The organism is Novosphingobium sp. (assembly GCF_019748365.1).
In the GTDB taxonomy this organism is placed as follows: domain Bacteria; phylum Pseudomonadota; class Alphaproteobacteria; order Sphingomonadales; family Sphingomonadaceae; genus Novosphingobium.
In genome coordinates, this window is the sequence record NZ_JAIEPN010000042.1 from 1 (window position 1) to 5206 (window position 5206).

Genomic DNA, 5206 nt, shown 5'->3' on the forward strand with positions numbered 1-5206 from the left:
TTCTGGCGCTGCTCGATTGCCTGCCAGAGACGCCGCATCACGAGTGGGGGGCACTGCCGAACAGGCGAAGGCAGAACGGAAAAGCCCTCCGTCGCGAAGTGGCCGATAAACTCATCCGGTGAGCCTACATCCTCGACAAACGGCAGGCCGCGATGATGAGAGTCGGCGACGTAGCACTTTCGTACTGTGTCGTAGCGGGGCTTCGGCTCTGCAACCCGCTCGAGATACTCCCTCAGATCAATTGCCGCCTGAGGAGACGATATGCCGAAGCGCTCAATGAGGTCCTTGCGGTTCACCTGCCCGCGCCACGTTAGAACCCGGTCGAGATAGACCAAGCGGGCAAGCATCGCAGGCTTGAGGGCAGGATCGTCCATGCCCGAACCCTACTTGACTGCCCCCGCCTCGTCTATATAAAAATTATATGCACTTGGATTCGAGGACACATTAATGCGCATCTTGCACACCAGCGACTGGCATCTGGGCCGCCAATTCCATGGCCTGTCCCTCGATGATGACCACGACCATATCCTCGTCCAGATCCTTGCAATCATCGATGATCATCGGCCTAATGTCGTGATCATTGCTGGCGACATTTTCGATCGGGCTAATCCTCCCCAAAGCGCGATCACCCGCCTCTCGCAGTTCCTGACCACGGTACGCGCAACCTCCGACGCGGCAATTGTCATCATTGCAGGCAACCACGATTCCGCAGCGCAGATCGGTGCGATGGGCGTGCTTGCGGATGGCGGTGCGGCGATTGTGCGCGGACCACTGGATGAAGATGAGCGTCCGCTTGTGATTGCCGACGACCATGGACCGGTGGCCATTTCAGCTCTGCCTTTTGCCTTCGAATATGCCGCGCGCCTGTGCTTCGAAGACGACGCCATCGCCTGCCCTGCGGACGTCATCCGGGCCCAGCTTGCGAGCGCTCGCAGGTACGTAGCCGAGGGAATGCGATGGGTTGTGGTGGCCCATGCCTTTGTCGACGGCGCCGCGACCAGCGAAAGCGAGCGCCCCCTGACGCGAATGGTCGGCGGGATTGAGACCGTATCGGCGGCGGCCTTCGAAGGGGCGCACTACGTGGCCCTTGGGCACCTCCACCGCCCGCAACCAGTCGGACAGCACCACATCCGCTATTCCGGAGCGCCGCTCGCATTCGGCTTCGATGAGGAGGGCCAGCAGAAGTCGGTCAGCCTGATTGACCTTGCGGCCGACGGCGCTGCAACGGTCACCGAAATTCCCTTGAAACCGCTACGTCAAGTGAGAGCCATTCGGGGCAAGCTGCTCGAACTGCTAGCGACCACCGAGGTGTCCAACGACATCGTCCGCGTCGTTCTCACGGACGAAACCCTGCAAATCGATCCGATGAAAAGGATCAGGGCCTTCTATCCCAATGCCGTTCAACTCTCCTACGAGCGCAACGAGCGGCCAGTAGAGCAGCGCCTCGAAGAACAGCGCGCAGCTATTGATGACCCGCAGACGCTTTCCTCCGCATTCCTCGAATTTGTCCGTAGTGAGCCGCTTTCAGACGATGAAGGGCAGATCGTGGCTGCCGCGCTGCGATCGTTCGCGACGCTGGAGGGGGACCAATGAGACCGATCAAGCTCACCCTCAGCGCATTCGGTCCCTATGGCGGCGCCGAAGCGATCGATTTTCGCGAAGCGACGGACGCCGGCCTTTTCGGGATCTACGGCCCCACCGGATCAGGCAAGTCATCGATCTTCAGCGCGATTTCCTTCGCCCTGTTTGGCGAAGGGGCCAAGGAGGAACAAGGCATCGGGACCATGCGGTCCGACTTCGCGCCTGAGGATCTCCTGACCGAAGTCAGCCTGCAATTCGAATTGGGAGCCAAGCGATACTACGTCAGGCGGCAACCTGATCAGGCCCGGCCAAAGGCACGAGGCGAGGGTCACACCATGCAGCCACACGCTGCCTGGCTGTTCGATGTATCGGACGTCGCAATTGACGATGTCGGTCCGGACTGCTGCGGAGTACCGCTTGCTGAGCGGAAAGTTAGCGCTGTCCTCAGCCATGTCGAAGGTCTTCTCGGCTATGGCGCACAACAGTTCCGCCAGATCGTCCTGTTGCCGCAAGGCAGGTTTGAGCGATTCCTGGTGTCGAACAGCAAAGACCGGCTCGCGATTCTCCGGGAGCTGTTCGACGTATCGCTCTACCGCCGGCTCACGGAAAAGCTCAAAGCGGACGCCGCGAACATCAGGCGCGAGATCGAAGATGGCTATCGCCTTCACGGGCGCCGTCTTCAGCTCGAGGGCTTCGCCAGCTCGGACGAGCTCACCGACGGCATCGCATCAGCACTTGAACGGTACGAATTTGCTCAGCTGGCAGTCTCTGAAACAGCGGGCGTGCTCGCCTTGGCCAACAAGGCTTATGCAGCCGCTGAAGAACAGGAAAAGCGCTTTGCCGAGGTAGAGGCTGCCTCTGCTGCGCTCAAGCAACTCGAAGCACAGGGCCAGACTTTCGAGACGATTCGAACTCGCAAATCCCGGGCGGAGCTGGCACGACGCATGTCGGATCTCGACGCCAGCGTTGCCGATGCCCAGAAGCGCTACAACACAGCAATTCAAGCACACGCCAACGCTGAAATTGCAGCGCGCCAAGCAAGCGATGCTCTATCGTTGGCGAGTGCGACACTGCGCGATCTTCGCTCACGCGAGCATGAGATCGAGGACCTCGCGCGCAATATCGACCAGCTGAACCGCCATAAGCAGGTTCTGGTGGATTCGGCCGAGCGTCAGGCTGATCTTGAAACGGCCGTGGTAGTGCTGGAGCGGGCGAGAAAGGCTCATTCCCTAGCGGCTGATGCTGAGACGCAGGCTTCTGACCTCTGCGAAGAGAAAGAGTCCGCCCTCGGTGCCGCCCAAGCCAGTGCTCTTGAGCGGCAGAAGCTGAATGGAACTCGCGACGGTTTGAACAGCGAGCTCGACGCGGCGCAGGCCTTTGCAAAGGCAGCGCGTGCGGTGGAATCATCACAAGACGTTTATGCCAAAGCAGCGGCTATCGCCCAGGAAGCACAGTCTCGCCATGCCGAGGCCGTGGCTGCAGCTGAGGCGCACGAACAAGCCTTTATTGCAGCGCAGGCTAGCGTCCTTGCCCAGAGGTTGCAGAATGGGCAGCCCTGCCCGGTTTGCGGCGCAAGCGATCACCCCGAACCTGCGCATGGTTCTGGTGATGCGAGCGCGCTCGAAAAGGCGTGGCGAGATGCTCAGGGCGCAGCGGCGGCCGCATCCAAAGCCGACCGCGAGGCCCAAGCGGCTGCCAGCTCGGCCCGTGCCACACTCGAGGCAAAACGGGCGGCTCTGGAGGGACACACCGAGCCGAAGCGCGCTGTGATCGAACTCGAGGGCGATTTGCAGCACGTCCTTACCCAGATCCATGCGTTGGGCCCGGATATTGATATCGGTCTTCTCGCCCAGCAATTGGATGACGCACGCAAACGCAAGCTGGCAGCGACAGAGACCCTCCAGCAAGCTCGCGACGCGCACGGAGAGGCCAAGACTGCCGAGGCACTGGCCCGCCAAGCCTACGACGAGCGGATTTCATCCGTCCCTGAAAACCTGCGCCAGCAAGAGGATCTGCAGACCGTAATCGATGCCGCCACCACAGACCTGAGCGGTCGGAGGCAGGCCCTCGCCGATGCCGACGCGAAGCAGCGCGAGCTAGATGCCGTTGCCATCAAAGCGGCAGCCGCACTGCAAAGCGCCACGACCGCGATCAGCGATGCCGAGATCGACCTTACGGCGAAGAAGACCGCGTTCGAAGCCCGCCTTGTTGAGTTAGGGATGGCCGAAGCAGACTATCGTGCGGCGATCCCTGATATTACCGAGATCCCCGCGCTGGAAAAGGCAATCGCGGGCTTTGACACCGCCCTTGCCGAAGCACGCGCGCGCGACACAATGGCAAGAAATGCGGTCGGCAACGCGCAGCGGCAAAGCCTAGAGCCCTACCGTCTGAGCTGCGTTCAAGCACAGGCCGCATCAGACGATGCCGTGACGCAAAGCGCTGCTGCTCAGCAGAAGCACCAATCGCTTGTCGATCTTCGGGCAAGCTTGGCAGACCAGCTTGAGAACCTTCAAGCCCTTGAGCAGTCCACAGGGGCGCTGCGGGGTCTTGCGGAAGCCTTCGACGGTCAGAACGAGACGCGAACCAGTCTCGAAACATTCGCCATCGGTGCGATGTTCGATCAGGTTCTCGAAGCGGCGAACCTGCGCCTCGATCCGATGACCAGCGGCCGATATCGGTTCGAGCGTGATACCGAGAGCATCGGAGGACGGTCAAAGCGGGGTCTGGATGTTCGCGTCCACGATATCGAGACCGGCCGCGCCCGTGAGATCATCACGCTTTCGGGCGGCGAGACCTTCATTGCCGCCCTATCCCTGGCACTCGGCCTCTCCGACATCGTCGAGATGACCAATGGCGCGATCAGGCTCGACACCATTTTCATCGATGAAGGTTTCGGCAGCCTCGACACGGATAACGACGCCGGCACACTCGATCAGGTGCTGCAGGTGCTCCAGAATATCGTGGGCGAACGGCGCGCGGTCGGACTTATCTCGCACGTGCCTTTGGTTCAGCAGGCAGTTCCCAACGGTTTCACTGTCCACAAAGGGACAAACGGAAGCCAGATCACGGTCAGGACTGCCTAATTGGGCAATCGGCAATGGTTTTGCCTTGCAGTACAGCGAAGTAACGACATGCGAAGCCTTCGATAATCTGCAAAATGGCTCGACAGTTTGAAGATTATCGGCCTAGATTTGAATCAGTTTTGAGCGGGAGCTTTGATGGGGCACTACGAGGATTTCAAGCGCTTGCTCGCCGCCATTGAAGCATATCGGGCGGATGCTAGCATTCCTGTCGATGCTGAACAGATCGACGCTGCTTGCGCACGAATTCTGACGCATGATCCCTTCGATGAAACCGCAATTGAATGGAAGCGGATTGCTGAATTGGTGAAGGAGCTCAACGGGGGCGAATGGCCAGCAAGCGGTTGATGATCCACCCTTCGCTGCTATCCTTCAGCGATGCCCAACGGAATCGACCAGCTCTATCGGACCGCGATCGAGAAGCTCGCCAAGAGTGCAGATGCCGATATCGAGCATCTGCGCCGCGCGGTGATCCGGGGCGACGGTGTACCCCTTGAGCCCGATCCACGCCTTCTCGCCGAGGCTTCAGGGAAAGGCGCGGATTG

Annotated in this window: 3 protein-coding genes and 1 pseudogene; 3 read left to right on the forward strand and 1 reads right to left on the reverse strand. The window is 60.3% G+C overall.

What is annotated here, in order from left to right:
- A pseudogene (locus K5Q19_RS06235) lies at positions 1–374 on the reverse strand (hypothetical protein); the annotation flags it as partial.
- 73 nt (positions 375–447) lie between these two features.
- Here K5Q19_RS06235 and K5Q19_RS06240 point away from each other — a divergent pair.
- From K5Q19_RS06240 to K5Q19_RS06250, 3 genes are all read left to right on the forward strand, one after another.
- Complete coding sequence (locus tag K5Q19_RS06240) at positions 448–1593, forward strand: exonuclease SbcCD subunit D (RefSeq protein WP_066114836.1); 1146 nt, start codon at positions 448–450, stop codon at positions 1591–1593.
- The gene (locus tag K5Q19_RS06245; RefSeq protein WP_066114837.1) at positions 1590–4664 is read left to right on the forward strand and encodes an SMC family ATPase; all 3075 of its coding nucleotides are present in this window, start codon (positions 1590–1592) and stop codon (positions 4662–4664) included. Before K5Q19_RS06240 ends, K5Q19_RS06245 begins: the two co-directional genes overlap by 4 nt.
- Positions 4665–4799: 135 nt before the next feature.
- Entirely contained in the window at positions 4800–5009 is a 210-nt protein-coding gene (locus K5Q19_RS06250) for a hypothetical protein (protein ID WP_066114840.1), read from the forward strand.
- Positions 5010–5206: the final 197 nt, after the last annotated feature.